This window comes from Sphingomonas flavida (genome assembly GCF_036663655.1).
In the GTDB taxonomy this organism is placed as follows: Bacteria; Pseudomonadota; Alphaproteobacteria; order Sphingomonadales; family Sphingomonadaceae; genus Sphingomonas.
The window spans coordinates 108,007-133,668 of sequence record NZ_JAXOJH010000007.1; the positions used below are offsets into that span (position 1 = coordinate 108,007).

23 protein-coding genes and 1 other RNA gene are annotated in these 25,662 nt (G+C 68.0%); 16 read left to right on the forward strand and 8 right to left on the reverse strand.

Annotated features, from left to right (window positions below; all coding sequences use genetic code 11):
• Positions 1-27: 27 nt before the first annotated feature.
• The 12 genes from U1703_RS09920 to U1703_RS09975 all read left to right on the forward strand — a co-directional run bounded on the left by U1703_RS09920 (position 28) and on the right by U1703_RS09975 (position 15,746).
• Positions 28-1,515 carry an AMP-binding protein gene (locus tag U1703_RS09920; protein WP_332785558.1) on the forward strand — a complete coding sequence of 496 codons (1,488 nt, stop codon included), beginning with the start codon at positions 28-30 and terminating at the stop codon, positions 1,513-1,515.
• Positions 1,512-2,741 (forward strand): pyridoxal-dependent decarboxylase, exosortase A system-associated, encoded by a 1,230-nt coding sequence (locus tag U1703_RS09925; protein ID WP_332785559.1) that lies wholly within the window; start codon positions 1,512-1,514, stop codon positions 2,739-2,741. The genes U1703_RS09920 and U1703_RS09925 overlap by 4 nt, the downstream gene beginning before the upstream one ends.
• A 95-nt stretch (positions 2,742-2,836) precedes the next feature.
• Positions 2,837-3,475, forward strand: coding sequence for an XrtA/PEP-CTERM system exopolysaccharide export protein (locus U1703_RS09930; RefSeq protein ID WP_320452023.1), 639 nt, complete (start codon positions 2,837-2,839; stop codon positions 3,473-3,475).
• 12 nt (positions 3,476-3,487) lie between these two features.
• Positions 3,488-4,996 carry an XrtA system polysaccharide chain length determinant gene (locus U1703_RS09935; protein ID WP_332785560.1) on the forward strand — a complete coding sequence of 503 codons (1,509 nt, stop codon included), beginning with the start codon at positions 3,488-3,490 and terminating at the stop codon, positions 4,994-4,996.
• An 8-nt stretch (positions 4,997-5,004) separates the two neighbouring features.
• A complete protein-coding gene (locus U1703_RS09940) occupies positions 5,005-6,096 on the forward strand; it encodes an AAA family ATPase (RefSeq protein WP_332785561.1) in 1,092 nt (363 codons plus the stop codon).
• Entirely contained in the window at positions 6,093-7,796 is a 1,704-nt protein-coding gene (locus U1703_RS09945) for a hypothetical protein (protein ID WP_332785562.1), read from the forward strand. Before U1703_RS09940 ends, U1703_RS09945 begins: the two co-directional genes overlap by 4 nt.
• 19 nt (positions 7,797-7,815) lie before the next feature.
• Entirely contained in the window at positions 7,816-9,255 is a 1,440-nt protein-coding gene (locus U1703_RS09950; RefSeq protein WP_332785563.1) for an ExeA family protein, read from the forward strand.
• Positions 9,256-9,310: 55 nt separating this feature from the next.
• Complete coding sequence (locus U1703_RS09955; RefSeq protein ID WP_332785628.1) at positions 9,311-10,138, forward strand: XrtA system polysaccharide deacetylase; 828 nt, start codon at positions 9,311-9,313, stop codon at positions 10,136-10,138.
• The gene (locus U1703_RS09960; RefSeq protein ID WP_332785564.1) at positions 10,135-11,169 is read left to right on the forward strand and encodes a FemAB family XrtA/PEP-CTERM system-associated protein; all 1,035 of its coding nucleotides are present in this window, start codon (positions 10,135-10,137) and stop codon (positions 11,167-11,169) included. Before U1703_RS09955 ends, U1703_RS09960 begins: the two co-directional genes overlap by 4 nt.
• A 9-nt stretch (positions 11,170-11,178) precedes the next feature.
• Positions 11,179-12,339 carry a TIGR03087 family PEP-CTERM/XrtA system glycosyltransferase gene (locus tag U1703_RS09965; RefSeq protein WP_332785565.1) on the forward strand — a complete coding sequence of 387 codons (1,161 nt, stop codon included), beginning with the start codon at positions 11,179-11,181 and terminating at the stop codon, positions 12,337-12,339.
• Positions 12,336-13,856: an exosortase A gene (gene xrtA / locus U1703_RS09970; protein ID WP_332785566.1), complete on the forward strand. Its 1,521-nt coding sequence runs from the start codon at positions 12,336-12,338 to the stop codon at positions 13,854-13,856. The genes U1703_RS09965 and xrtA overlap by 4 nt, the downstream gene beginning before the upstream one ends.
• Before the next feature lie 6 nt (positions 13,857-13,862).
• Entirely contained in the window at positions 13,863-15,746 is a 1,884-nt protein-coding gene (locus tag U1703_RS09975; RefSeq protein WP_332785567.1) for an XrtA/PEP-CTERM system amidotransferase, read from the forward strand.
• 245 nt (positions 15,747-15,991) lie between these two features.
• Here U1703_RS09975 and U1703_RS09980 read toward each other — a convergent pair whose 3' ends face one another.
• The 3 genes from U1703_RS09980 to U1703_RS09990 form a co-directional block, all read right to left on the reverse strand.
• Positions 15,992-16,975: an alpha/beta hydrolase gene (locus U1703_RS09980; protein WP_332785568.1), complete on the reverse strand. Its 984-nt coding sequence runs from the start codon at positions 16,973-16,975 to the stop codon at positions 15,992-15,994.
• A 260-nt stretch (positions 16,976-17,235) separates the two neighbouring features.
• Entirely contained in the window at positions 17,236-18,285 is a 1,050-nt protein-coding gene (locus tag U1703_RS09985) for a 1,9-bis(guanidino)-5-aza-nonane synthase (RefSeq protein WP_332785569.1), read from the reverse strand.
• A 185-nt stretch (positions 18,286-18,470) separates the two neighbouring features.
• Positions 18,471-19,706 (reverse strand): type III PLP-dependent enzyme, encoded by a 1,236-nt coding sequence (locus U1703_RS09990; RefSeq protein WP_332785570.1) that lies wholly within the window; start codon positions 19,704-19,706, stop codon positions 18,471-18,473.
• Between the two features lie 231 nt (positions 19,707-19,937).
• Here U1703_RS09990 and U1703_RS09995 point away from each other — a divergent pair, with 231 nt between their 5' ends.
• The 4 genes from U1703_RS09995 (at position 19,938) to U1703_RS10010 (ending at position 22,623) form a co-directional block, all read left to right on the forward strand.
• The gene (locus U1703_RS09995; protein ID WP_332785571.1) at positions 19,938-20,810 is read left to right on the forward strand and encodes a threonine ammonia-lyase; all 873 of its coding nucleotides are present in this window, start codon (positions 19,938-19,940) and stop codon (positions 20,808-20,810) included.
• Entirely contained in the window at positions 20,810-20,974 is a 165-nt protein-coding gene (locus U1703_RS10000; protein WP_332785572.1) for a hypothetical protein, read from the forward strand. Before U1703_RS09995 ends, U1703_RS10000 begins: the two co-directional genes overlap by 1 nt.
• Positions 20,975-21,390: 416 nt before the next feature.
• Positions 21,391-22,065, forward strand: coding sequence for a monofunctional biosynthetic peptidoglycan transglycosylase (mtgA, locus tag U1703_RS10005; protein WP_320452035.1), 675 nt, complete (start codon positions 21,391-21,393; stop codon positions 22,063-22,065).
• Positions 22,066-22,221: 156 nt separating this feature from the next.
• Entirely contained in the window at positions 22,222-22,623 is a 402-nt protein-coding gene (locus tag U1703_RS10010; RefSeq protein ID WP_332785573.1) for a hypothetical protein, read from the forward strand.
• A 25-nt stretch (positions 22,624-22,648) separates the two neighbouring features.
• Here the strand turns inward: U1703_RS10010 and U1703_RS10015 are convergent, their stop codons facing one another.
• From U1703_RS10015 to U1703_RS10035, 5 genes are all read right to left on the reverse strand, one after another.
• Positions 22,649-22,903 carry a hypothetical protein gene (locus tag U1703_RS10015; protein WP_332785574.1) on the reverse strand — a complete coding sequence of 85 codons (255 nt, stop codon included), beginning with the start codon at positions 22,901-22,903 and terminating at the stop codon, positions 22,649-22,651.
• Between the two features lie 73 nt (positions 22,904-22,976).
• Positions 22,977-23,300 (reverse strand): YbaB/EbfC family nucleoid-associated protein, encoded by a 324-nt coding sequence (locus tag U1703_RS10020; RefSeq protein WP_320452038.1) that lies wholly within the window; start codon positions 23,298-23,300, stop codon positions 22,977-22,979.
• A 1-nt stretch (position 23,301) separates the two neighbouring features.
• A complete protein-coding gene (locus tag U1703_RS10025) occupies positions 23,302-24,993 on the reverse strand; it encodes a DNA polymerase III subunit gamma/tau (protein WP_332785575.1) in 1,692 nt (563 codons plus the stop codon).
• Positions 24,994-25,093: 100 nt separating this feature from the next.
• An RNA gene (gene ffs / locus U1703_RS10030) (signal recognition particle sRNA small type) lies at positions 25,094-25,191 on the reverse strand.
• 72 nt (positions 25,192-25,263) lie between these two features.
• Positions 25,264-25,572: a hypothetical protein gene (locus tag U1703_RS10035; protein ID WP_332785576.1), complete on the reverse strand. Its 309-nt coding sequence runs from the start codon at positions 25,570-25,572 to the stop codon at positions 25,264-25,266.
• Positions 25,573-25,662 lie beyond the last annotated feature (90 nt).

A 25,662-nucleotide genomic window follows, 5' to 3' on the forward strand; every position in this document is an offset into this window, starting at 1 on the left:
CCCCTGGCCCCGCCTGTAGATGGCGCGATGATCCTTGATCCGTCCGCGTCTCCGATCGACCATGTCCTGCGCGGGGCGGGCGATGCCCCGGCGTTGCTCGAACGCGACGGATTCCTCAGCTTTGTCGAGGTGGAGGAAGCGGTTGCGCGGCTGGCGGGGTGGCTGGCGGCGCAGGCGTTCGTGCCCGGTGCGCGGGTGGCGATGTGGTTGCCCAAGACGCGCATCGCCGCGTTGATGCCGCTGGCCGTGGCCCGGGCGGGGCTGGTGCATGTGCCGATCAACCCGCTGCTCAAGCGCGCACAGGTCGCGCATATCCTGGCCGACAGCGGCGCCGCCATGCTGCTGACCCATCCTCCGCGCGCCTCGACGCTGGAGGAAGGCGACGTGGCCGCCGGCGTGCGGCTCGTGACCGAGGCGGGGCAGGGCGATGCGCTCCCCCGCTCGACCGCCGATGTCGATACGCTGGCGGCGCTGCTCTATACCTCGGGTTCGACGGGGCGGCCCAAGGGGGTGATGCTGAGCCATGCCAATCTCTGGTACGGCGCGGTGGCGGTGGCCGACTATCTGCGGCTGACCCAGGAGGACCGGGTGCTCGGCGTCCTGCCGTTCAGCTTCGACTATGGCCAGAACCAGCTGTTCTCGACCTGGGCGGCCGGGGGGGCGGTTGCGCCGCTCGATTACCTGACCCCGCGCGACGTGGTGAAGGCGGTGGTCCGCCACGGCGCGACGACGCTGGCGGGGGTGCCGCCGCTCTGGACCCAGTTGCTCGCAACCGAATGGCCCGCCGAGGCGGTGTCCTCGATCCGGCGGCTGACCAATTCGGGGGGCGCATTGAGCCTGCGGATGGTGCGCGGGCTGAGGACCCTGTTTCCCGCCGCCGACCTGTACGCCATGTACGGCCTGACCGAGGCGTTCCGCTCGACCTATCTCGACCCCGCGCTGATCGACGCCCATCCGGATGCGATCGGCCGCGCCATTCCCTTTGCCGAGATCATGGTGCTGCGCCCCGACGGGAGCCGTGCGGCGGCGGGCGAGCCGGGCGAGCTGGTTCATGCCGGGCCGCTCGTCGCGCAGGGCTATTGGCGCGATGCCGAGCGGACGGCGCAGCGTTTCCGCCCCGCGCCCGGCTGGCCGCGCGCGGTGTGGTCGGGGGACACGGTGGTCGAGGGTGCCGACGGGCTGCTGCGGTTTGTCGGGCGTGATGACGAGATGATCAAGGTCTCGGGCAACCGGATCAGCCCGCAGGAGGTCGAGGAGGCCGCGCTGGCGGGGGGCGAGGCGCGGGAGGCGGTGGCCTTCGGTATCGCCGATGCGGGACAGGGACAGGCGATCGTCCTGGTCCTGGCGGGCGACCCGGCGGGCGAGGCGGATCTGCGCGCACGCCTGAAGCGCGACCTGCCCAATTTCATGCAGCCCGCGCAGATGATCTGGCACGACGAGCTGCCGCGCAACGCCAATGGCAAGCTGGACCGCGCCGCGCTGCGCCGGGCGCTGGCCGACAAGGATGTGACATGACCAAGCCGATGGGCCCGATCCCGCCCGAATTCGCAGGCCAGCGCGGGATGCTGACGATCGCCGGGCAGAGCGCGGCGGCGTGGCTGGAGGGCAGCGAGGGCGCGGTCTTCGTCTATGATCCGGCGATCGTCGCGGCGCGAGTCGCGCGGTTTCGCGCCGCGTTCCCGGCGATCGACCTGCACTATGCGATCAAGGCCAATCCGTTCGCGCCGCTGCTGGCGGCGATGGCGGGCCTGGTCGACGGCTTCGACGTAGCCTCGGCTGGCGAGCTGGCCAAGGTCGCCGGGCTGGGCAGGCCGGTCAGCTTTGCCGGGCCGGGCAAGCGTGACGGCGAACTCGTCGCCGCGCTGGAGGCGGGCGTGACGCTGAACCTGGAATCGGAGGGCGAGGCACGCCGCGCGCTCGGGCTTGCCGAGCGGCTGGGCGTCGTGCCGCGGCTGGCGGTGCGGGTGAACCCCGATGTCGAGCTGCGCGGATCGGGCATGAAGATGGGCGGGCGCCCCTCGCCCTTCGGCATCGACGCCGCGCGTGTGCCCGCGCTGGTCCGCGAGCTGGTGGCGGCCGGGGCGGACTGGCGCGGCTTTCATATCTATGCGGGCAGCCAGGCACTCGACCCCCAGGCGATCGCCGATACGCAAGCAGCGACGCTGGCGCTGGCGGCGCGGCTGGCCGATGAGGCCGGGGCCGCGCCGCCGCTCGTCAATCTGGGCGGCGGCTTCGGCGTCCCCTATTTCGCGGGCGACCGGTCGCTTGATATCGAGATGGTGGGGGCCGCGCTCGACCAGGCCTTGGTGACGCGGCCCGCGATCCTGGCCGAGACCCGCTTCGCCATCGAACTGGGCCGCTGGCTGGTGGCGGAGGCGGGCGTCTATCTGGCGCGTATCGTCGATCGCAAGGAGAGCGGCGGCGAAACCTTCCTGATCCTCGACGGTGGGCTGAACCATCAACTGGCGGCCAGCGGCAATTTCGGTACGGTCGTCCGGCGCAACTATCCCCTGGCGCTGGCCCATGCGATGGGCGTGGAGGCGGCGGAGACGGTGTCGGTGGTCGGACCGCTGTGCACGCCGCTCGACCGGCTTGGCGACCGTGTCGCGCTGCCGGTCGCACAGGTCGGCGATATCGTCGCCATCTTCCTGGCGGGCGCTTACGGAGCCTCTGCCAGCCCTGCGGCGTTTCTGGGGCATCCCCCTGCGGTCGAATATGTCGGCGGGGTCCGCCGTGCATAACGCTATGTTCACCTCTTGGCGGGCATGGTGACGGCGCGCAATTCGCCTTTCGTCTCCGTATCCTGGGTCGCGAAAGGTTCAGGAGATCCGTTCGCATGGCATCGTTCGCCCGCCTTCTGTTGCTCGCAGGCCTCACGGCCTCGACGCTGACCGCCTGCTCGACGGGACCGGCCCGGCCCGAATTGCCCTCGGCAGGCTTCGTCGCGCGCAAGGAGCAGCCGGGCGAGGAATATGTCATCGGTCCGCTCGACACGCTCAACATCTTTGTGTGGCGCAACCCGGACCTGTCGCAAAAGGTGCAGGTGCGCCCCGACGGTCGCATCACCACGCCGCTGGTCAACGACATGCCCGCCGTCGGCAAGACGCCCGCGATGCTGGCCGACGACATGAAGAAGGCGCTGTCCGAGTATGTCACCAACCCGATCGTGTCGGTGATCGTCGAGAATTTCTCGGGCACCTATAGCCAGCAGGTGCGCATCGTCGGCGCGACCGAGCGGCCCGCCAACATCCCGTTCCGCGCCAACATGACGCTGCTCGACGCGATGATCGCGGTCGGCGGGCTGAACCAATATGCCGCGGGCAATAAGGCCAAGCTGGTCCGCACCGACCGCGAGACGGGCAAGCAGCGCGAATATGCGCTTCAGATCAACGACCTGCTGCGCAAGGGCGACTCGTCGGCCAATGTCCGGCTGGAACCGGGCGACGTCATCATTATCCCCGAATCGATGTTCTGAGGCGGATCGCAGGTGTCGAGTATCCAGGACGAGATCCGGATCGCCATCCATGCCATTTGGATACGTCGCTGGCTGGCGCTGGCGGTGGCCTGGGCGGTGTGTATCGGGGGCTGGCTGTTCGTCGCCCAGATTCCCAGCAAATATGAATCGCGCGCGCGCATTGCGGTCCAGAACACGCAGATCCTGCCCGACGGCATGGCCCCCAGCCAGACCGGGGCGGCCGAATCGGTCGACCGCGTGCGCCAGACGCTCGTCTCGGCGATCAACCTGCAGAAGGTGGTGCGCGGCACCGACCTGGCCACCACGGTGTCGAGCGACGCCGATGTCGCGGCGCGCGTCGCCCAGTTGTCGCAGGCGATCAAGATCGAGAACCAGCAGGACACCGTCTTCCAGCTGACCGTCACGCTGGGCAGCCCGAAGCTGGCGCAGCAGGTGGCGCAGAAGCTGATCGACATCTTCGTCGAGTCCAACCTGCTGGGTGATCGCAACAATACCAGCCAGAGCCTGGCCTTTCTCGACAAGCAGCTGAACGAGCGCCAGAAGCAGCTCCAGATCGCCGAGACCAAGCGCGCCCAGTACCAGAACCAGTTCATGGGCGGCCTGCCGGGCAGCGGTACGGTCGCCGACCGCATCGGCCTGGCGCGGTCGCAGATGGCGCAGATCGACAGCGACCTGGCGGCGGCGCAGTCCAGCGTCGCGGCGGTGCAGGGACAGCTGGCGGGCACGCCGCGCACGGTGGGCGAGGGCGGCGGGGTCGCGGGCCCAGCGCATGTCCGGCTGGCGACGATCCAGGGCCAGCTCGCCGATGCGCGGGCACGCGGCTATACCGAAAATCACCCCGACGTCGTCGCGCTGAAGAGCCAGTTGGCGGCGGCGCAGGCGGCGGCCAAGGCCGAGCCCGCCGGGGGCGGGGCGGGCGGCGCGCCCAATCCGCTCTATATGTCGCTCCAGTCGATGGCGGCCGAGAAACAGTCGCAGCTTGCCAGTCTGAAGATCCGCAAGGCGCAGTTGCAGAACGATCTCGACCGGCTGAACGCCAGCCTGGCCAGCGATCCGGAGCAGACCGCCGAGCAGGGTGCGAACGATCGCGACTATCAGGTGTTGAAGGACAGCTACGACCAGTTGCTGCGCCAGCGCGAACAGGTCGCCCTGCGCGGACAGGCGCAGAACCAGACCGACGCGATGCGTTTCAGCGTGATCGATCCGCCGACCTATCCCCGCGCGCCCAGCGCGCCCAACCGCATCCTGTTGCTGACCGGCGTGTTCCTGGCCGGGCTGGGCCTGGGTGTCGGGTCCGCCTTTGCCCTGTCCAAGCTGCGCCAGACCTTCACCACGCCCCAGTCACTCCAGCGCACGATAGGCCTGCCGGTGATCGGTGCGATCGGTGAGGTCGTCACGCGCGGCCAGTCCACGGCACGCGCGCGGCGGCTGAAACTGTTCCTCGGCGGGACGGCGGCACTCGGCGCGACCTATGGGATGGTGTTGGCAATCGAGCTACTGCAACGGGGATTGGCCGCGTGAACGGAAACGTGAAACCACCCAAATCCCGTCGGGAACCCTCGCTGCTCGAAAGAGCGGCCAATATCTACGATTTCCAGTCCTATATGCGTGGGGCGGCACCCGAGCCCGTGTCCACCGCACAGGCACCGGACCGTCACGCCGACGAACGCCAGCCCGAGGCGTGGACGCCGCCGCCAGCCGTCCCGGTTGATCGGACACCCCCGGCCGCGATGCCGCCTCGCGAGGCACCCTCGTTCGAAGCGACGCCGGACGACGAGGATGTGCCGGTCCTGAGCGGTATTCCCGCCGAGTTCCTGGCATCGCCCGACGATGACGTCTTCTTGGCCAGCGAATATAATCCGGGCCTGTCCGACGTCGCCACGGTCGACCGGGCGATGCTGGCCGAAAACGGCATGATCGTGCCCGGCGCGCCGATCGGCCCGCTTGCCGAGGAGTTCCGGCTGGTCAAGCGCCAACTGATCATCACCAGCCAGCGTCTGGTCGCCGGGGGCGATGCGGACAAGGCGCGGGTGGTGCTGGTCTGTTCGGCGCGGCCGCAGGACGGGAAGACCTTCTGCTCGGTCAATCTGGCGCTGTCCTTGGCGGCGGAGCGCGATACCGAGGTGTTGCTGGTCGACGCCGACGTCGCTAAGCCCGACGTGCTGGGGCGGCTGGGCCTGGTCGAGGGGCCGGGCCTGCTCGACGCGCTGATGGATACCAGCATCGACGTCGAGTCGCTGGTGATGCGCACCGATGTGCCGCATCTATCGGTCCTGCCCTGCGGAACGCGGACCGCCAGCGATACCGAGCTGCTCGCCTCGGCACGGACGCGCCATGTGCTGCAACGGCTGTTGTCGGCCAATCCGCGCCGCCTGGTCATCTTCGACTCGCCGCCCGCGCTGGCCGCGTCCCCGGCCTCGGTGCTGGCGATGCTGGCGGGGCAGGTGATGATGGTCGTCCGCGCCGACCGCACGCCCGAGAGCGAGGTGACCGCCGCCGTCGAACTGCTCGATGCGTGCGAACATATCCAGCTGGTGCTGAACAGCGTCGCCTTCGTCCCCGGCAGCCGCCGGTTCGGCTATTACGGCGCCTATGGAAACGGCAAGGACGCGATGAAGTGACGGCGACGCGCCCCCTGCTGATCGTCGCGGCGGGCACGATGGCCGCATGGCCGGCCGTGTCGACGGCGCAGCAGGCGCAGGGCGGCCTTCCGCGGGCATCGGCGATCGACCCGGCACCGGGCGACGCGTCCGCGAGCGGCCAGCCCGCACGGCCGGTCGCCCAGCAGAAGCGGACCCGCATCTTGCCCTATGTCGAGGTGGGGCAGGGGATCAACGCCGACCTGAACACCGGCGACACGGTGACCTATACCTCGCTGGCGGCGGGCGTGAACGCGCAGGTCCAGACCCGGCGGGCCGAGGGGCAGATCAGCTATCGCTACGAACATCGCTTCGGCTGGGGCGACCGGGTGGGCGACGGCGATATCCATAGCGGCCTGGCGCGTGCCTCCTATCGCATCTCGCCCACGCTCAGCCTGGACGGCGGGGCGCTGGCGACGCGGACGCGCGCCGATATCCGTGGTGCCGCCCCCGGTGTGCTGGTCGGCGATGTCGGCAATATCTCCCAGCTCTATTCGGCCTATATCGGCCCGTCGCTGACGACCCGCGCCGGGCCGGTGCAGATCGGCGCCAATTACCGGCTGGGTTTTAACCGGGCCGACACGCCGGGCTTTGGCGGCCTGGTCCCCGGACAGCCGCGCCTGGACTATTTCAGCGACAGCTGGAACCAGCTCGCCTCGGTCAGCGCGTCGGCTAGGCCGGGTACGCTCCTGCCGGTCGGCGTGTCGCTGAACGCCGCCTATAATCGTGACGATGCCGGACAGCTTTCGCAGCGTTACGAGGGCTGGTTCGTACGCGGCGACGTGCTGAAGCCGATCTCGTCCTACGTCGCGCTCACCGCCGGGGTGGGCTATGAAAAGATCGAGGCGAGCCAGCGTGACCCGGCGGTCGATGCGGCGGGGCGGCCGGTGCTTGACGGTCGTGGCCGCTTCGTCTCCGACCCGGCCGGGCAGCGGCGCATCGCCTATCGTACCGAGGGTGTCTATTACGATGCGGGCGTGATCTGGCGCCCCAATCGCCGCACCTCGGTGGAGGGGCATGTCGGCCAGCGTTACGGCTCGCTCAGCATCACCGGCATGGCGCAGTATCAGGCGTCGCGTCACCTGGTGCTGCAGGCCAATGTCTATGACGGCATCCAGACCTTCGGCCGTCAGCTGACCAACGGTCTGGCGAACCTGCCCACCAATTTCATCGAGACGCGCGACGTCTTCGCCCAGCAGTTCAACGGCTGCGTCTTTTCGGCGGGCGGCACCACGCCCGGCGGCTGCCTGAACGACGTGCTGCAATCGGTCCAGACGGCGGTGTACCGCGCGCGCGGCGTGAACGCGACGGCCAGCCTGTCGCGCGGGCGGTCGACGATCGGCTTCGGCGCGGGCTATAGTAACCGCGAGCTCTTCGCGCCCGACGACGTGCCCGGCATCATCGTGTCCGGCGCCAGCGACGAGAGCTATTACGCCCAGATTTTCTTCGGTCGCGCCCTCGACGCCAATTCGGGGCTTAACCTGAATGGCTTCGTTAACTATTATGCCTCTAGGTTGGCGGGGGCCGAGGGAGTGGTATCGCTGGGAACGACCGCCAGCTATTACCGCAACTTCGGACGGCTCGGAACAACCGCGTCGGTTGGATTGTACCATTTCCAGGTCGGCGATCTGACCAGTGCCCTGTCGGCACAGGCCCTGATCGCCGCACGGTATCAATTCTGACCGGCCGAAAGGCACGATGATGTACGAGACCCATTTCGGTCTGGGCGAACGCCCGTTCCAACTGACGCCGGACCCGCGTTTCTGGTTCGAGACGGCCACGCACGGCAAGGCGATGGCCTATCTGGGCTATGGCCTGGCGCAGGGTGAGGGCTTTATCGTCATCACCGGCGATGTCGGTGCGGGCAAGACGACGCTGGTCGGCCATCTGGTGGAGACGCTCGATACGCGCCGCCTGCGCGTCCTGCATATCGTATCGACCGCCGTCGAACCGCACGACCTGCTGCGCGTCGTCGCAGGGCAACTGGGCGTCGATGCGCAGGGGCTGACCAAGGCCGCGCTGCTGGGCGCGATCGAGCGGGCGCTGAACGGCGTCGCGCGCGATGGCCGCCGCATCCTGCTGATCGTCGACGAGGCGCAGGCACTGCCGCTCGCCTCGCTCGAGGAACTGCGCATGTTGTCCAACTTCCAGGCGGGGGGGCATGCACTGCTCCAGATCCTGCTGGTCGGGCAGCCCGAATTTCGCGAGCGCCTGCTGGGCTCGGCCGCCGTCGAGCAACTGCGCCAGCGGATCATCGCGATCCATCATCTCGACCCGATGGAGCCCGAAGAGGTCCCCGACTATATCGCGCACCGCCTGGCGGTCGCGGGCTGGACCGGTCGTCCCGATTTTGCCGCCGACGCCTTCGACGCGCTCTATGCCGCGTCGGGCGGCGTGCCGCGCCGCCTGAACGTGCTGGCCGGTCGCGTGCTGCTGCAGGCCGCGATCGAGGGTGTCGAGCTGATCGGCCAGCCCACGGTCGAAAGCGTCGCCGCCGATATGGCCGCCGACATGGGTGGTCTGGTGGATCGCGACCCTGCCGAGATGTTCTCCGCGTCGGCGATGAACGCACCGCAGCCGATCGCCGCGCCATCGGCACCGCAACAGCCCGCCGCGCCCTTCATGACCCCGTCGGCCTTTCCCGCGACGCCGCGCCCCGGCGCGATGTTTGGGGCAGGCACGCTGGGTTCCGCTGCACCGAACGGTGGAGGAGCGCCGATGGGGGGCTCGCTGCGGTCCGGCCTGAACGGGGCCGGCGCGCCGATGCCGACGCCGGCTCCGTCCGACCCGATCACCCGCACGCCGGTCATGCCCGAGGCCGAGACGGGGCCGCGCGGCACCCACCGCGTGGTCGCGCCGCCGCCCGCGCCCGAACCGGTGTCGCTGCGCCCGATCCCCGAGCCTCAGGCCGCCGCACCGGTCGCTGCCGAAGCCCCGCAGGCACCGCCTGCACCCGCACCGTCCGACAATGCGCTGCAAGAGCGTGTCGCCCAGCTCGAGGCACGGCTGGAGCAGCAGGAGGCGGCGCTTCGTCGTGTCCTGACGCTGCTGGTCGACTGGACCGAGATCGACAATCGCGGCGAGGCCCGTCGTGAGGCCGCCACCACGATCCGAACGGGGGCCTGGGGCCATGCCGCCTGAGGCGGCGCCCGGATCGGGGGCGGCGAGCAATAGGAACACGCGGCCGATCAACGGCATGTCGGTCGATGTAGAGGAATGGTTTCAGGTCGGTGCGTTCGAACGCACGATCGACAAGGGCGACTGGGATCGGCTGGACAGCCGGGTCGAGGCCAATACCGATGCCGTCCTGTCGCTGTTCGCCGAAACGGGGACACGCGCGACCTTCTTCACGCTGGGCTGGGTCGCGCATCGCCATCCCGGCCTGATCCGGCGGATCGTTGCCGCCGGGCATGAGATGGCCAGCCATGGCTGGGACCATCAGCGCGTCTTCACCATGACCGCCGATCAGTTTCGCGCCGACCTGGCCCGTGCCAAGTCGGCGATTGAGGATGCGGGGGGACAGGCCGTGACCGGCTATCGCGCGCCCAGCTTCTCGATCGACACCCGTACGCCCTGGGCGCATCCGGTGCTGGCCGAGGCGGGGTATCGTTATTCCTCCAGCGTCGCGCCGTTGCGCCATGACCATTATGGCTGGGCCGAATCGCCGCGCTATGCCTGGCGGCCGCTGGCGGATGCGGCGCTGATCGAACTGCCGGTAACGGTCGCGCAGTTCGGCCAGCGTCGGCTGGCGACCGGTGGCGGCTTTTTCCGGATGCTCCCTGCCAAGCTGACCGACTTCGCCGTGGGGCAGGTCCAGCGCGACGGACATGGCGCGATGTTCTATTTCCACCCCTGGGAGGTCGATCCCGACCAGCCGCGCGTGGCGAACGCGCCCTTGCGCTCGCGCGTGCGCCATTATTCGCGGCTGGGCGCGATGGCGGGCAAGTTGCGCGGCCTGCTCCGGCGACATGACTGGGGCCGGGTCGATCAGGTCGCGGCCGAGGAAGCGGCGCGCACGGCATGATCTATCCGTCGCCGACGATCCGCGCCGTCGATCTGGCGAGCGAGGCGGAGTGCGCGCGGATCGACGCCTTTGTCGAGGGGCAGGCGGAGGGTACGCCCTTCCACCGCACCGGCTGGCTGTTGGCGGGGGCGAAGGGGTGCGGCCAGCAGGCGCATTATCTTATTGCCGAACGTGACGGGGCGATCGTCGGGGTCCTGCCGCTGAGCGAGATCCGCTCGCCGCTATTCGGGGCGGCGATGGTGTCGACCGGCTTCGGCGTCGATGGCGGCGTGCTGGGCGAGGGGGTGGAGGCACTGGCCGACGCGGCCTGGGCATTGGCGAACAAGCAGGGGATCGACTCGGTCGAGTTGCGCGGCGGCCCTGTGCCCGGCGGATGGACGGCGGACGTCGACAGTTATCTCGGCTTCGTCCGACCGATCGCGGCGGATGACGAGTCCGAGATGAAGGCGGTGCCACGCAAGCAGCGTGCCGAGCTTCGCAAGGCCCTGGCACAGGATCTGGAGGTCGTGACCGGCCGCGACCCACGGATGCTGGCCGAGCATTACCATATCTATGCCGAATCGGTGCGCAACCTGGGCACGCCGGTCTTTCCCGCAAAACTCTTTCGCGAGGCGATGGCCCGGCTCGACGCCGATATCCTGACCGTGCGGCATCGCGGGCGCGCCGTCGCCAGTGTGCTGAACCTGTATCATCGCGGCACCGTCTATCCCTATTGGGGTGGTGGCACGCACGAGGCGCGGGGCCTTCGCGCCAACGACCTGATGTATTTCGCGCTGATGCGCCATGCGCGCGAGCGGGGTTGCCACAGTTTCGATTTCGGCCGGTCGAAGGTCGGCACCGGTGCCGCCGCCTTCAAGAAGAATTGGGGGTTCGAGGGGCGTCGGCTCGTCTATGCCAGCCGCAGCGTCGACGGTCCGCGCGCGATAAACCCGCTGAACCCCAAATATGCGATGATGATCGCGGTGTGGAAGCGCCTGCCGCTCCGCGTCGCCAAGGCGGTCGGGCCGCTGGTCGCGCGTGGGTTGGGGTGAGGGGCTGGGGTGAGGGACCTTCTGTTCCTGGCGCATCGTGCGCCGTTTCCGCCCGATCGCGGCGACAAGATCCGCAGCTATCACATCCTGCGCCACCTGATGCGCGACTGGCGCGTCCATCTGTGCGCCTTCGCGGAACAGGATAGCGAGACGGTGGTGCCGCCCGAACTGACGGCGGGACTGGCGAGCCACCAACTGATCCGCCGGACCAAACCGATGCCGCTTGCCGCCGCGCAGGCGCTGGCGACGGGCAAGCCGATTTCGCTGACCGCCTTCGCAAACCCGGCGATGACGGCGGCGGTGGACGCAGTGCGGGCTCGCTATAGCGTGGCGGCGACCTACGTCTTCTCCGGCCAGATGGCGCAATATCGCACGGACGAGCCGACCGTGATGGACATGGTCGATGTCGACTCCGCCAAGTTCGCCAGCCTGGCGCAGACGAGCGGGATGCCAATGCGCACGGTCTATACGCGCGAGGCCCGGCTGCTCGGCACCTATGAACGACAGGTGGCCGCCTCGGTCGCCGCGACCCTGTTCGTCAGTGAAGCGGAGGCCGAGCTGTTCCGCAGCACTGGCGGGCGGGGGCGCATCGTCGCAGTAGAAAACGGCATCGACGCCGCCCGCTACGACCCGGGAACGGTCGAACCGGTGGCCGGGGACGGCCCGCTCATCGTGTTCACCGGGCAGATGGACTATCGCCCCAACATCGACGCGGTCACCCGTTTTGCGCAGCATATACTGCCGCTGGTCCACAAGGCCCGGCCCGATGCACGCTTCGCCATCGTCGGCCGCGCGCCTGGCCCGGCAGTATGGCGGCTCGCCAGCGACCGCGTGATCGTGACCGGCGAGGTGGCGGACACGCGCACATGGCTGGCCCGCGCCGCCGTTTGCGTCGCGCCGCTCGACTTGGCGCGCGGTATCCAGAACAAGCTGCTGGAGGCGATGGCGATGGCGCGGCCTGTCGTCGCCTCGGTTGCGGCGGCGCACGGGATCGACCATGACGGGACCATCGCGGTGGCGGGGAACGACCGGGACTTTGCGGCCCGTGTCATCGCCGCGCTGAACGGCCCGCCCGCCAATCCCGCCGCGCGCGCGCGCGTGCTGGCACGCTATGACTGGGCGGCGCGGCTGGCACCGCTCGACCTGTTGCTGAAGGACATCGCATCGTGACGCTATCGGGGGCCATGGGGGCGGATCGCATCAGGCCGGGGCACTGGACCTATCATCTGGCGCTGCTGGGGGCGGCGACGCTGATGGTGCTGTGGCTGTTCTGGCGCGATGCGACGCACCTGTTCGACATCTGGTGGACCAGCACGACCTATGGCCACTGCCTGTTCATCGGGCCGGTCGTCGGCTGGCTGGTGTGGCAACGGCGCGGCGAACTGGCACAGCTGACCCCGACCGCCTGGTGGCCGGGACTGATCCTGGTGGCGGGCGGCGGCCTGCTATGGCTGCTGGGCGAGTCGGCGACGGTCGCGCTGATGCGCCAGCTCGGGCTGATCGCCACGCTGGAGGGCCTGGTCATCACGCTGCTGGGCCCGATGGTCGCGCGCGGCCTGCTGTTCCCGCTGGCCTATGCCTGGTTCCTGGTGCCGTTCGGTGAGGAGCTGGAGAAACCGCTGCAGCAGGTCACCGTGTCGATCGTCATGCCGCTGCTCGACTGGAGCGGGATCCCGGCCACCAATGACGGCGTGCTGATCCATGCCGGACGCTACTGGTTCGAGGTGGCCGAGGCATGCTCGGGATCGAAGTTCGTGCTGGCGATGGTGGTGTTCGCCACGCTGGTCGCCAATCTGTGTTTCCGGTCGCCCGTGCGGCGTGCGGTGTTCGTCATCGTGTCGCTGATCGTGCCGGTGATCGCCAACGGCATCCGCGCCTGGGGCACGATCTTCGCCGCCGACAAGACCTCGATCGAGGTGGCGGGCGGCGTCGACCATATCATCTTCGGCTGGGTGTTCTTCGCGCTCGTCATGGCGGCGGTGCTGGCGATCGGGTGGCAGTTCTTCGATCGCTCGCCCGACGATCCCGCCTTCGATCCGGCGCGGTTGCAGGGGGTGCCGGGGCGGCGCATCGACCCGTTGCTGGCGGCGGTGCTGGCGGTGGCGATCACCGCGGTCTTTCCCAGCTGGAGCGCTTTTGCCGGATCGCGCGCCGCGCCGCTCCCGGTCCATATGGCGCTACCCGAGGTGCCCGGCTGGACGCCAGTGGCGCAGCAGAGCGTCTGGCGGCCCGACTATCCGGGGGCAGATGCCGTGTTGCAGCGCGCGTACCGCGACGTGCACGGGCATCAGGTCGATCTGGCGGTGGCGGTCTTCTCGCACCAGCGCGAGGGCGGCAAGCTGGGTGCGTTCGGCACGGGCGTGATCCACGGTGCGGATCGCTGGCTGCGCGTCGCCGATCTGGGCCGGATCGCAGGCGGCGATGCGATGCACATGATGGCGACCAGCGCCAACGGCCAGACCCAGAATCGCGACGTTGCGACCTGGTATCGGATCGGCGATACGCTGACCCCGGATATGCGACGCGTGAAGATCGAGACGATGAAGGCCCGCCTGCTGGGCCAGCGCCAGATGGCGGTGGCCGTGCATGTCGTCAGCGAAGGCGACGATCCCCAGGCGATCGAGGCGTTCGTCCGCGCGCTGGGCCCTGTCGATCGCTTCGCCGACCGTCTGACGGGACAGCGCTGACCCGCGATGTGCGGTATCGCCGGCCTTTTCCATCCCGCCACGCCCAAGCCGGTCGACCCGGCCCGGCTGCGTCCGATGATCGCCGCGCAGGCGCATCGCGGGCCTGACGGGCAGGGGATATGGACCGCGCCCGGCGTCGGCTTTGCCCATGCCCGCCTGTCGATCATCGATGTCGAGGGCTCGCCCCAGCCGATGGTCGATGGCGAGGTCGCGGTCTGCTTCAACGGCGAGATCTACAACTACCGCGACCTGCGTGGCGAATTACAGGCCAAGGGCGTGGTGTTCCGCACCGATGGCGATACTGAGGTGCTGCTGCACGGCTGGCGGCTTTGGGGCCCGGCGATGCTCCACCGGCTGGTCGGCATGTTCGCCTTTGCCGTCCATGATGCGCGGGCGGGCACGCTGTTCCTGGCGCGCGACCGGCTGGGGGTGAAGCCGCTCCATTGGACCGAGCTGCCCGACGGCGCGGTGGCCTTCGCTTCGGAGATGAAGGGGCTGCTCGCGCATCCGCTGGTCCGGCGGCGGCCTGATATCCGCGCGGTCGAGGATTATCTGGCGTTCGGCTATGTCCCCGACGACGCCAGCATCGTGGCGGGCATCCACAAGCTGCCTGCGGGCCATTTCCTGATGATCGAGCGGGGGCGGAGCGTACCGCCCCCGCGCCGTTGGTGGGACGTCGACTTCTCGAACCGCGAAACCGGCACGGCGGCCCGGCTGGGTGAGGAACTGCTCGCCCGGATGCGGGACGGCGTGACCAGCCGGATGGTCGCCGACGTGCCGCTGGGCGCGTTCCTGTCGGGCGGGGTCGACAGCTCGGGCGTCGTCGCGCTGATGGCGGAGGCGTCCCCGCGTGCCGTGCGCACCTGCACCATCGGTTTCGACGAGGCGGGGCATGACGAGCGCAGCTATGCCCAGACGATCGCCCGGCGCTTTGCGACCGATCATGTCGAGCGCGTGGTGCGGGCCGACGACTTCGCGCTGATCGACACGCTGGTCGCGCATTTCGATGAACCCTTTGCCGATGCCTCGGCACTCGCCACCTATCGCCTGTGCGAACTGGCGCGCGAGCATGTGACGGTCGCCCTGTCGGGGGACGGGGCGGACGAGGCGATGGCGGGGTATCGCCGTCACGTCTTCCACGCGGGCGAGGAGCGGGTGCGTGGGCTGTTCCCGGCCGATCTGCGCAGCCGTCTGTTCGGGACGCTGGGTCGCTATTATCCCAAGGCGGATTGGGCGCCGCGTCCCCTGCGCGCCAAGACGACCCTGCTCGCCCTGGGACTGGACGGGGCGGAGGCCTATGCTCGCGCGGTCGGCGTCACGTCACCGGAGATGCGTGCGCGGCTGTTCTCGGCCGAGGCGCGGGCCGCGCTGGGCGGGCACCGGGCCGAGGATCGCTATGTCGCCGCGATGCGCGATGCGCCCGCCCGCGATCCGATCGACCGCGCGCAATATGCCGACCTGAAGATATGGCTGCCCGGCGACATCCTCACCAAGACCGACCGCACCTCGATGGCGGTTGGGCTGGAGGCGCGCGAGCCGCTGCTCGACCACCGGCTGGTCGAATATGCCGCGCGCCTGCCCGCCGCGATGCGGGTGCGGGGCGGACATGGCAAGTGGCTGATGAAGAAGGCGCTTGAGCCCTATCTGCCGCGCGACATCCTCTATCGGCCCAAGATGGGCTTCGTGACGCCGATCAGCGCATGGTTTCGGGGGGCACTGGCCGACGAGGCGGCGCGGCTGGAACATTCGGGCCTGCTGCGCGAGACGGGGTGGTTCCACCTGCCCGAACTCGGCCGCATCGCCGCCGACCACCGCGCCGGACGGGCCGAGCATGGCCGGACGTTGTGGCAGATGCTGATGCTCGAGCGGAGCTTGAATCGGCTGTTCTGAGCGCCGGCACGACAACCCCTGTTCAGGCTGAGCGAAGTCGAAGGCCACGCCAGACGGTGACCACAGGACGTACGCCTCGACTTCGCTCAGCGCGAACGGAGGTAGGCACGTCATTCCTCCCTCAACCATGTTTGGGGAGGGGGACCGGCTGGCGAAGCCGGGTGGTGGAGGGGCACTCCCACTGGCGGTGACACCCCTCCGTCAGTCCTGCGGACTGCCACGTCCCCTTGCAGGGGAGGAATAGATCAGGACTTCAGCGTCTGCCCGATCCAACGATCGAACAGGTCGGGCCAGAGGCGGGCCGGATTGTCCTCCGCCGCGCTCATCGCGCCGAAACCATGGCCGCCGCGCTCGAAGAAATGCGCCTCGACCGGCACCTTGGCGGCGCGCGCCTGGGTCAGCACGTCGATCGACTGGTCGAGCGGGACCAGGCCGTCATCGACCGCATGGACCAGGAACAGCGGCGGCGTGTTCGCCGTGATCCGGCGCGGCGTGTCGTAGCGCGCCTTGGTCGCGGCATCGGGATTGGGGCCCAGCAGGTTGTCGCGCGAACCGGCATGGGTGGTCGGCGTCGACAGGCTGGCGACCGGATAGACGAGGCCGGAAAAGCGCGGGCGGGCCGATTGCCGATCGGCGGCATCGACCGCGGTATAGACCTTGTCGTCATAACCCACGGTCAGCGAGGCGGCGAGGTGGCCACCCGCAGAAAAGCCGACGATGCCGAGCTTCGCCGGATCGATGCCATAACGCGTGGCATTGGCGCGGATCAGCCGCATGGCGCGTTGCGCATCCTGTAGCGGCACATTGGCCTGATCGTCCCAGCCCTCGGAAGGAAGGCGATAGGACAGCGCGAAGACGGTGATGCCGTGCGGGTTCAGGGTCCGGGCGACGTCGATCCCCTCATTCTGGATCGAGACGAAGCCATAGCCGCCCCCCGGAATGGTCAGGACGGCACGGCCGTCGGGCCGTTCGGGCCGATAGACCGCGACGATCGGATCGGCGGTGCCGCGCAGCCACAATTCCTGCCGCCCGGCGGGGCCGTTCATCGACGGATTGGGCTTGGGCAGGGTGGCCCGTGCCCCCGGCGGTCGGCCGGGCCAAAGCGAGAAATGTTCGGCCGGGGGCCAGGGCGTCATCGCGGTGCCTGCGATCGCTGCGCCTTGGGCGGCGGCGCGGGTCGCCAGTGGCACGGCCGCCATGGCGCCGATTACGGAACGTCGGTCGATCACATCCATCCCCTCACACCCGGCATATCGTAGGCCGGAACCGGTGCACACGGTGCCGGGCCGTCGTGCGACGGGCAAGAAAAAAGGGGCGGAAACCCTGCGGTTCCGCCCCCAATCTCAATGTCCGTATTTCTTGATCCCCCGACGTCGCAATTTCTCGCGCTTGCGCCGGCGAAGAAAAGGTACGGCGAAGGCCAGACCCGACAGCAGCACTGCCCCAATTATGATGTAGGCAAGCTGCTCCCGTTCAAAAAATTCCAACATTAGTCGAAAATCGCTCCCCAACGACGCTTGGTCCGCTCGCGCCAGTGGCCGCGATGATACGCGTCCGAGGCGAGGAGCGGCATGACCGAACCGGCTTCGGCGAATACCATCTGTTCGAGGGCCGTGTCCACCTTGCCCCAGCTCGCCGCTTCCTTCAGCGTCGAGGACGAGCAGGCGCCGTCGCGCACGTCGGCGACGGTGATCTGCACCGCGTACTTGTGCATCTCGACATCGTCATGACCCAGGATTTCGGCGCAGACGACCGTGTCCTGGATGAAGTTCTTCGGCACGCCGCCGCCGATCATCAGCAGGCCGGTGGTGCCCGCCTTGATCTTGATGTCGGTCAGTTCGCGGAAGTCGGCGATGGCGTCCAGCACCATGTACGGCTTGCCTTCCTTGGCACGCTCGACCTGGTGCTTCACCAAGCCGAAGCCCGCCGACGAGTCGACGAATGCCGGGCAGAAGATCGGCACGTCATGCTCATAGGCGAGCTTGACGAGGCTGTTGTCCTTCTTGCCATGCTCGACCAGATACTTGCCCATCTCGCGGATGAAGGCACGGCTCGAATAGGGCTTGGGCTCCAGCGAGTCGGCGATCGCGCCGATCGTGTGGTCGCAATCCTGCAGCTGCTCTTCGTCGATATAGGTGTCGTAGATGCGGTCGATGTACAGCGAACGCAGGACGTTGTCGTCGGGGATTTCCAGCGCCTGATAATGCTTGTGGCCCAGGCCCTCGAAGAAATCCATGTCGACGATCGACGCGCCCGTGGCGACGATGCCGTCGATCATGTTCGAGCGCAGCAGCTCGGCATAGAGGTCCATGCAGCCGCCCGCCGAGGTCGAACCGGCGATCACCAGGAAGATCGAGCAGTCCTTGTCGGCCAGCATCTGGTTGTAGATGCCGGTCGCGCGCGCGAGGTCGCGGCTGGTGAAGCTCATCTTGCCCATCGAATCGATGATCGGGCGGGCGTCGAACGAGGTAATGTCGATATGCTCGACCACGCTGGAGAGCAGCTCGGCCTTACGGTTGTCGTTGATCGTGTCGGTCATGATGGTTCCATCATCATCGAGAAGCCGTCGTCGTTATTGGGGACGCGGTAACCCGGCTGGCCCGGGCCTGCGCGAACGGCGGGTCCGGTATGCGAAGGGGCCTTATCGCGGGACAAACCGCAATGCCACCCCATTCCCCTCCCGCCGAAGCGGAAGGGGATAAAGGCGGTGCTAAAGTCGCTGAGTTACAGCTTGACGACGTTTGCCGGCAGGGCGTGCACGGTCTCATCGCGGTAAACCGAGAACATCGGCTCGTCGTCGGTCACGACGAACTCGTGACAGCTGAAGCCGTTGAACTGGGTACGCATGGCCTGGCCGTACGCGCCCAGCATGCCGATCTCGAAATAATCGCCGGTGTTCGTGTCCGCGGGCAGCGGGAACGGACCCTGCATATAGTCGAGATCGTCGCAGGTCGGGCCCCAGAAGCTGAAGTCCATGTCGCGCGCGTCCGACGACGGCTCGCGCAGCAGCTGGACCGGATACTTCCACCCGATATGCGCCGCATCGAACAACGCGCCGTAGGCACCGTCGTTGATGTACAGCTCGTTGCCCCGACGACGCTCGACGCGCACCACGACCGACGAATATTCCGCGCACAGCGCCCGGCCCGGCTCGGCCCAGAGTTCGGCCGAGTACGACACCGGCAGGCTCTCGAACGCGCGGTGGATCGTCTCGAAGAAACGCTCCAGCGGCGGCGGGGTCATGCCCGGATAGGCCGAGGGGAAGCCGCCGCCCACGTCGATCACGTCGACGGTCACGGCCGCACCGACGATCACCGCCCGCACGCGCTCCATCGCCGCCGAATAGGCGTCGGGGGTCATGGTCTGGCTGCCGACATGGAAGCAGATGCCCAGGGCATCGGCGACCTGGCGGGTGGCGATCAGCAGGTCCTTCGACTCTTCGACACTGACGCCGAACTTCGATCCCAGGCTCAGCTTGGCATATTCCGACGACACGCGGATGCGGACGCACAGGGTCAGGTCGGTCGCGCCTTTCGTGGCGCGGACGATCTTCTCCAGCTCTTCCATGCTGTCGAGCGAGAAGGTGCGGACGTCGTGCTTGAAATAAGCCTCGGCAATCGCCTCTTCCGACTTGACCGGATGCATGAAGCAGCAGACGGCCTGCGGGGCGACCGACTTCACCAGACGAACTTCCGCGATCGAGGCGGTGTCGAAATGGGTGATGCCATTGTCCCACAGGATCTGGATCAGATCCGCAGACGGATTCGCCTTGACCGCATACATCGGGCGACCCGGAAACTTCTCGACGAAGAATCGGGCGGCGCGCGCAGCGGCGTGCGGGCGAAGCAGCGTGACCGGATCAGCCGGGCGACGCTTGGCGATGTCGATGCCGCGCTCCATGTTGGAGGGGACGGCGGTCGAGTGGGCAGCTAGCCCCAGCGCGCGATGATTCTGGTGCAACTCAAGGGACCTCCAATTGCCTGACGGCATACGGTGACAAAAAGCTGCCTTGCGGTTGGAAGTCCCATGGGGCAGCGGAGGCGCGAAATAGGGTCGACGTTTTCGAATGTAAAGCGGTTGAACGCCGGTCGGAGATAAAAAGTGACAATCTTAAGACAGCCGACAAAGGCAGGGGTTCGCGATGCCGCCGAAAAGATCGCCCGCATCCTACCCCCGTCACCGATATTTCCCATGATTATCAATGGGAAGGCTGTGGTTTTCAAGGCGGAAAACCTGCAGCCCGTCGGGGCGTTCAAATTGCGCGGCGCATGGCACCGATTAACCGCGTTGGACGACGTTTCGCGGGCACGAGGGGTGGTCGCTTTTTCGTCGGGCAACCATGCGCAGGGAATCGCCTGGGCCGCGCGGCGGCTGGGCATCGCGGCGACGATCGTGATGCCCGCTGATGCGCCACCATCGAAGCGCGAGGGGACGCTGGCGCTGGGGGCCGAGATCGTCGACTATGACCGCGCGACCGAAAGCCGGGAGAAGATCGCGCGGCGTCTGGCCGAGGCGCGGGGCGCGACTCTCGTCCCCAGCTTTGACGATCCCTGGGTGATCGAGGGACAGGGCTCCGCGGGGATTGAGGCGGTCGCGCAGATGGCGGCACTCGGCATGGGCGCCCCAACGCATGTCGTCTCGCCCTGCGGCGGGGGCGGATTGGCGGCGGGTCTGACGCTGGCGGTGCCCGACGCGCGGATCACGGTGGTCGAGCCCGAGGGGTGGGACGATATGCGCCGCTCGCTGGAGGCGGGGTGGATCGAGCCCGTTGGCGACAATCCGCCGCCGACCGCCTGCGACTCGTTGCAGACGACCCGCGTATCGCCGCTGACCTTCGAGGTGCTGGCCCGGCGCGGCGCGGAGGGCGTGGCGGTCAGCGAGGCCGAGGTGGCGGCGGCACAGCGTTTCGCGGCCGACCGGCTGCGGCTGGTGGTCGAGCCCGGTGGCGCGGTTGCGCTGGCCGCGCTGCTGGCAGGCAGGGTCGCGGCGAAGGAGGGGATGCTGGTCATCCTGTCGGGCGGCAATGTCGACCGCGCCGCCTATGCGCGCGTGCTGGCCGGTTGATGGAGGGGATCGCACAGGCCGCCCCGGCCATCGCGATGCTGGCGGCGTTCGCGTGTGTCGCGGGTGGCATCGTCACGATCCGGCGCGGGGATCGGCGCAAGGGTGTGCTGATGCTGGTGATGGCGGTGGTGCTGGTCGGCAATGTGTTGATCTGGACGTTGTAATTTTCTGGGGGCCGGTAGCCGTTTTCATCCCCTCTCTGTCTCTGGAGAGCAATGCGGGGCATGACGACGGGCCAGGTTCGACTAGCCTCTCGGGCCGGGTTGCCCCTCCGTCAGGCCTTTGGCCTGCCACCTCCCCTTGCAGGGGAGGAATGAAGGGTGATGAGTCTCAAGGCTCTGTTCCCCGGCGAAGGCCGGGGTCCAGTTTCTTTGTGGCTTGAGGTGCGCCGTGGAGCGGCGTGGGAGGCATCGTCGAATGCATGGTTGTTGCTTCCCACGCGATGTCTCCCGCGCCACAGGATGCGCAGAAACTGGGCCCCGGCCTTCGCCGGGGAACAGGGCTCCGCCAGGGAACAGGGCTTTGCGGACGCGTCGCGGGCAAGTGACCTGCCGTGCAAACCCCGCTAAGACCCCGCCCCATGTTCCGCATCGCTCGCTGGGCCCTGAAGGGCGCGCTCGCCTTTGTGATCCTCAGTGTCGTCTGGGTCGGCATCTATCGCTTCGTGCCGCCGCCCATCACCTTCACCATGCTGGGCGACGTGATCGGCGGGCATGGCGTGACCAAGGACTGGATGCCGCTGTCCGAAATGGACCCCGACATGCCGCGCGCGGCGATCGCGGGCGAGGATGCCCGTTTCTGTTCGCATAGCGGCTTCGACCTGAAGGCGATGGCGAATGCCGCCTATCGCAACGCACAGGGCGGGCGGATTCGTGGCGGCTCGACGATCAGCCAGCAGACGGCGAAGAACGCCTTTCTGTTCCAGGGCGGCGGTTACATCCGCAAGGGGTTCGAGGCCTGGTTCACCTTCCTGATCGAGCATCTGTGGGGCAAGCGGCGGATCATGGAAGTGTATCTGAACATCGCCGAGACGGGGATCGGGACCTACGGCGCCAATGCCGGGGCGATGCGCTATTTCGGGCATGACGCCTCGCACCTGTCCCCGACCGAGGCGGCGCGAATCGCCGCCGTCCTGCCGCTGCCCAAGAAACGCGCGGCGATTGCGCCGACCGGGTTCGTACGCAGGCACGGAAACGTCATTGCGCGCTATGTGGGGGTGGTGAAGCGGCAGGGGTTGGATAGCTGTATCCGGTGAGGGGGTGGTCTCGGTGAGACACCTTTCCCTCCCCCATCCCCTCCCGCAGGCGGGAGGGGATGGGGGAGGGGGCACCGTCCGAGGCTCTAGCCCGAACGGCCCCACAAAAACCACGATCCCGCCCGATCCTCGAACGATGTCCGGGGACGATGACGAATGACCGCCGCGATCAGCCTCATAATGCTGCTGCAAGCCGCGCCATCCGTTCTTCCATTGCCGCGCATCACGCCGCGAACGGACTGTCCCCTCAGTCAGACTGAAGTGGTCGTCTGCGGCCGCCGCAATGCCGCCGAGCGCTACCGCGTCCCCCCATCCGTACGGGGCCCGTCAGCCGAGCCGAACGGCGCGGGTGGCGGCCTGAGCGGCAATCAAATCCTTGGGGGCACGGGGCCTTGTGGTATCCATGCCGGGCAACGGCGCTGCTCGCATGGCGAAGCGCGGGAGGCTGGTTATGGGGCTGGGCGCGACCCGCTGACGGTCGCGCGGAAGGTGCTGTCGCGGCTGACCGATCCCGATGCGGAGATCAATCCACCGCCGACACGACCGACCGGGCAATAGTCAGCCCGACCGGTCGTGCATCGTGTTACTTGCCGTCGCCGGAAATCGCGTCACCGGCTTTCTTGGCGGTGTCGCCGACGCTCTTGGCGGCGGAGGTGACGGCTGCGTCGCGGCGGTTTTCCGCGCCGCCCCGGCTGAACAGGTAGAAGCCGCCGACCAGCACCGCGATCAGCAGGACGATGGCGATCGCCATGCCGCCGCCACCGCCGCTACGGCGTTCGATCACCGTGGTATGCGGCTGCTGCGTACCATAGGTTTCGGTAACACGTTCGTCGGCCATGACATTCCCTCCTCTTATGATGGAGGAAGCAACGCCATGGCCCTTTAGTCGTTCCCGAAACGACGTTGCCGGATCAGAAAGGCAGCTTGAAACCCGGCGGCAGCGGCAGGCCGCTGGTCATCTTCGACATCTCGCTGCCCGAGGCGGTGTCGGCCTTGGCCCGCGCATCGTTGATCGCGGCGGCCAGCAGATCCTCCAACATGCCCTTTTCCGACGGCTGCATCAGCGAGTCGTCGATGGCGATACCGATGATCCGGCCCTTGGCCGAGGCCTTCACCTTGACCAGACCGCCGCCCGAGACGCCCTCGACCTCGATATTGTCGAGATTGGCCTGCGCCTTTTCCAGTTCGTTCTGGACGTTCTGGGCCATCGCCAGGATTTCGTCGAGATTTTTCACATCATGCTCCGTTCACACTGCGTTTGCCGGGCCATTCCATCAATTCGGCCTCGGGGAAAGCCTCGCGCGCGGCGCGGACCATGTCCGATTCCCACGCGGCGGTCTTGATCGCTTCCTCTGCCGCCATCTGCTGCTCGTGCAGAGTCGGCGCGCCGGCGACGTCCTCCAGCGTGACGCGCCAGACCTGGCCCGTTGCCGTCTTGAGCGCCGCGATCAACTCGCTCAGCGTATCGGCCGCGATCGGCCGCGATCCGCTGAACACCATTTCCGGCGGGGTATAACGCACGAGGCGCGCGCCGTGGCGCAACCGGGCCGCCAGCGCGAGTTGCCCCATATCGTCCAGCCGGTCGATCATCGCGACGAAGCTGTCGGGCAGTTTGGGCGGTTCGGGTTCGGCGGGCGGCGGAGGCGGGGCGATCGCCACCGGGGCGGCGGCGGGTGCCGCCTGATGCGTCACCGCAGGCGCAGCGGATGCCGCCACGCCACCGTCGCGGATCTGCCGTGCCAGCTCGCCCGGATCGGGCAGGGTGGAGGCATGGATCGCACGAAGCAGCGCCATTTCCGCCGCCTCGATGGGGAGTGCCGCGCGGGCGACCTCGTCATGGCCCTTCAGGAATAGCTGCCACAGCCGGTGCAATGCGGGGAAGCTGAACGCGCCCGCCCATTCCTCTCGCGCGGCGCGCTCTTCCAGCGGCTGTGCGGCATCGGGGGGCGTGCCGACCTTGGTCAGCGTGATGCCGTGCACCGTCTCCAGCAGCGCGCGGAGCACCGATTGCGGATCGACGCCGTAATCATACTGCCGCCGCAGCGAGGCAAGGGCCCCCGCGCTATCGCCACCGAGGATCAGCCCGAGCAGATCGCGTACCGCACCGCGATCGGACAGGCCCAGCATCTCACGCACCGCTACTGCGGTGACGCCACTGCCCTCCAGATCGGCGTGCGCGATCGCCTGGTCCAGGATCGACAGCCCGTCGCGCGCCGAGCCCTCCGCCGCGCGCGCGACCAGCATCAGCGCCTCGTCCTCGGCGGTTACGCCTTCCTTGACGCAGATTTCGGCGAAATGCGCGGCCAGCTTGTCCGCCGTGATCCGCCGCAGGTCGAAACGCTGGCAGCGCGACAGGACGGTGATCGGAACCTTGTTCACCTCGGTCGTGGCGAACAGGAACTTCACATGCGCGGGCGGCTCCTCCAGCGTCTTCAACAGCGCGTTGAAGGCGTTCTTGGAGAGCATGTGGACCTCGTCCACGATGTAGATTTTGAAGCGCGCGGACACCGCCGCATAGCGCGACGCTTCGATGATCTCGCGCACGTCGTCGACGCCGGTATGGCTGGCGGCGTCCATCTCGATCACGTCGATATGGCGACCCTCGGCGATGGCGCGGCAGGGCTCGCACACGCCGCACGGGCTGATCGTCGGGCCGCCGGTGCCATCGGGGCCGACGCAGTTCAATGCCTTGGCGATCAGCCGCGCGGTCGACGTCTTGCCGACCCCGCGCACGCCGGTCATCAGGAACGCATGAGCCAGCCGGTCGCGCTTGATCGCGTTGCCCAGCGTCTGGACCATCGCGTCCTGCCCGATCAGCGCATCGAAGGTCTGCGGCCGGTATTTGCGCGCGAGGACGCGGTACGCTTCGGCCTTGGCCGGCGTCTGCGCGGGCTGGGGCGGTTCGCCCAGGTCGAAGGAATCAGCCATGACGGGCCGTGATGGTCGGGATCGGGGAAATCATCGCCAGCCAACATAGGCGCTCGCACGCGCGGCGTCAGGTATAATCGTGTATGGCAAAAAATGTGCGGAGGGTGGGAGCCGGGACGACCCGCAGCGAAATCGTTACGGCTGCTTCCGTCAGGACCTGACCGGGTTGGCGACGACTACGTCCGCCCGACTCCCGCCGCGCATATGGCGAAACGGGGCCGGGGGATCAAGTCCTTATCCCACCGGCCCCGTCCGTGACGAACTTTCAGATCAGCGATAGGTGTTGAAACACTGGCGCTGCGGCCCGTTCCAGGTGCGCACCCAGCGGCACGTCACGCGCGGACGGTTATAGGCATAGCGCGGGCCGCGCCAGCCGGGGCCGCGATCCCAACGGGGGCCTCCGCCGCGATGCCAGCCGGGACCACGATCCCAGCCCGGCCCACGATGATGCCAGCCCGGTCCACGATCCCAACCCGGACCACGGCCCCAGCGATCATGCGGAGCGGCATCGGCAGGGGTGGCGGCGGCGACGCCCGAAACCGCGATCAGACCGGCGCCCAAGACAGCAAAAAGTTTCATAACGCTTTACTCCCGGTAATCCCGCCTGTCGGCGAGCATGGGAGAATAATGGCGAATCACCGATGATCGGTCCCTGAACCCGTTTGTTAT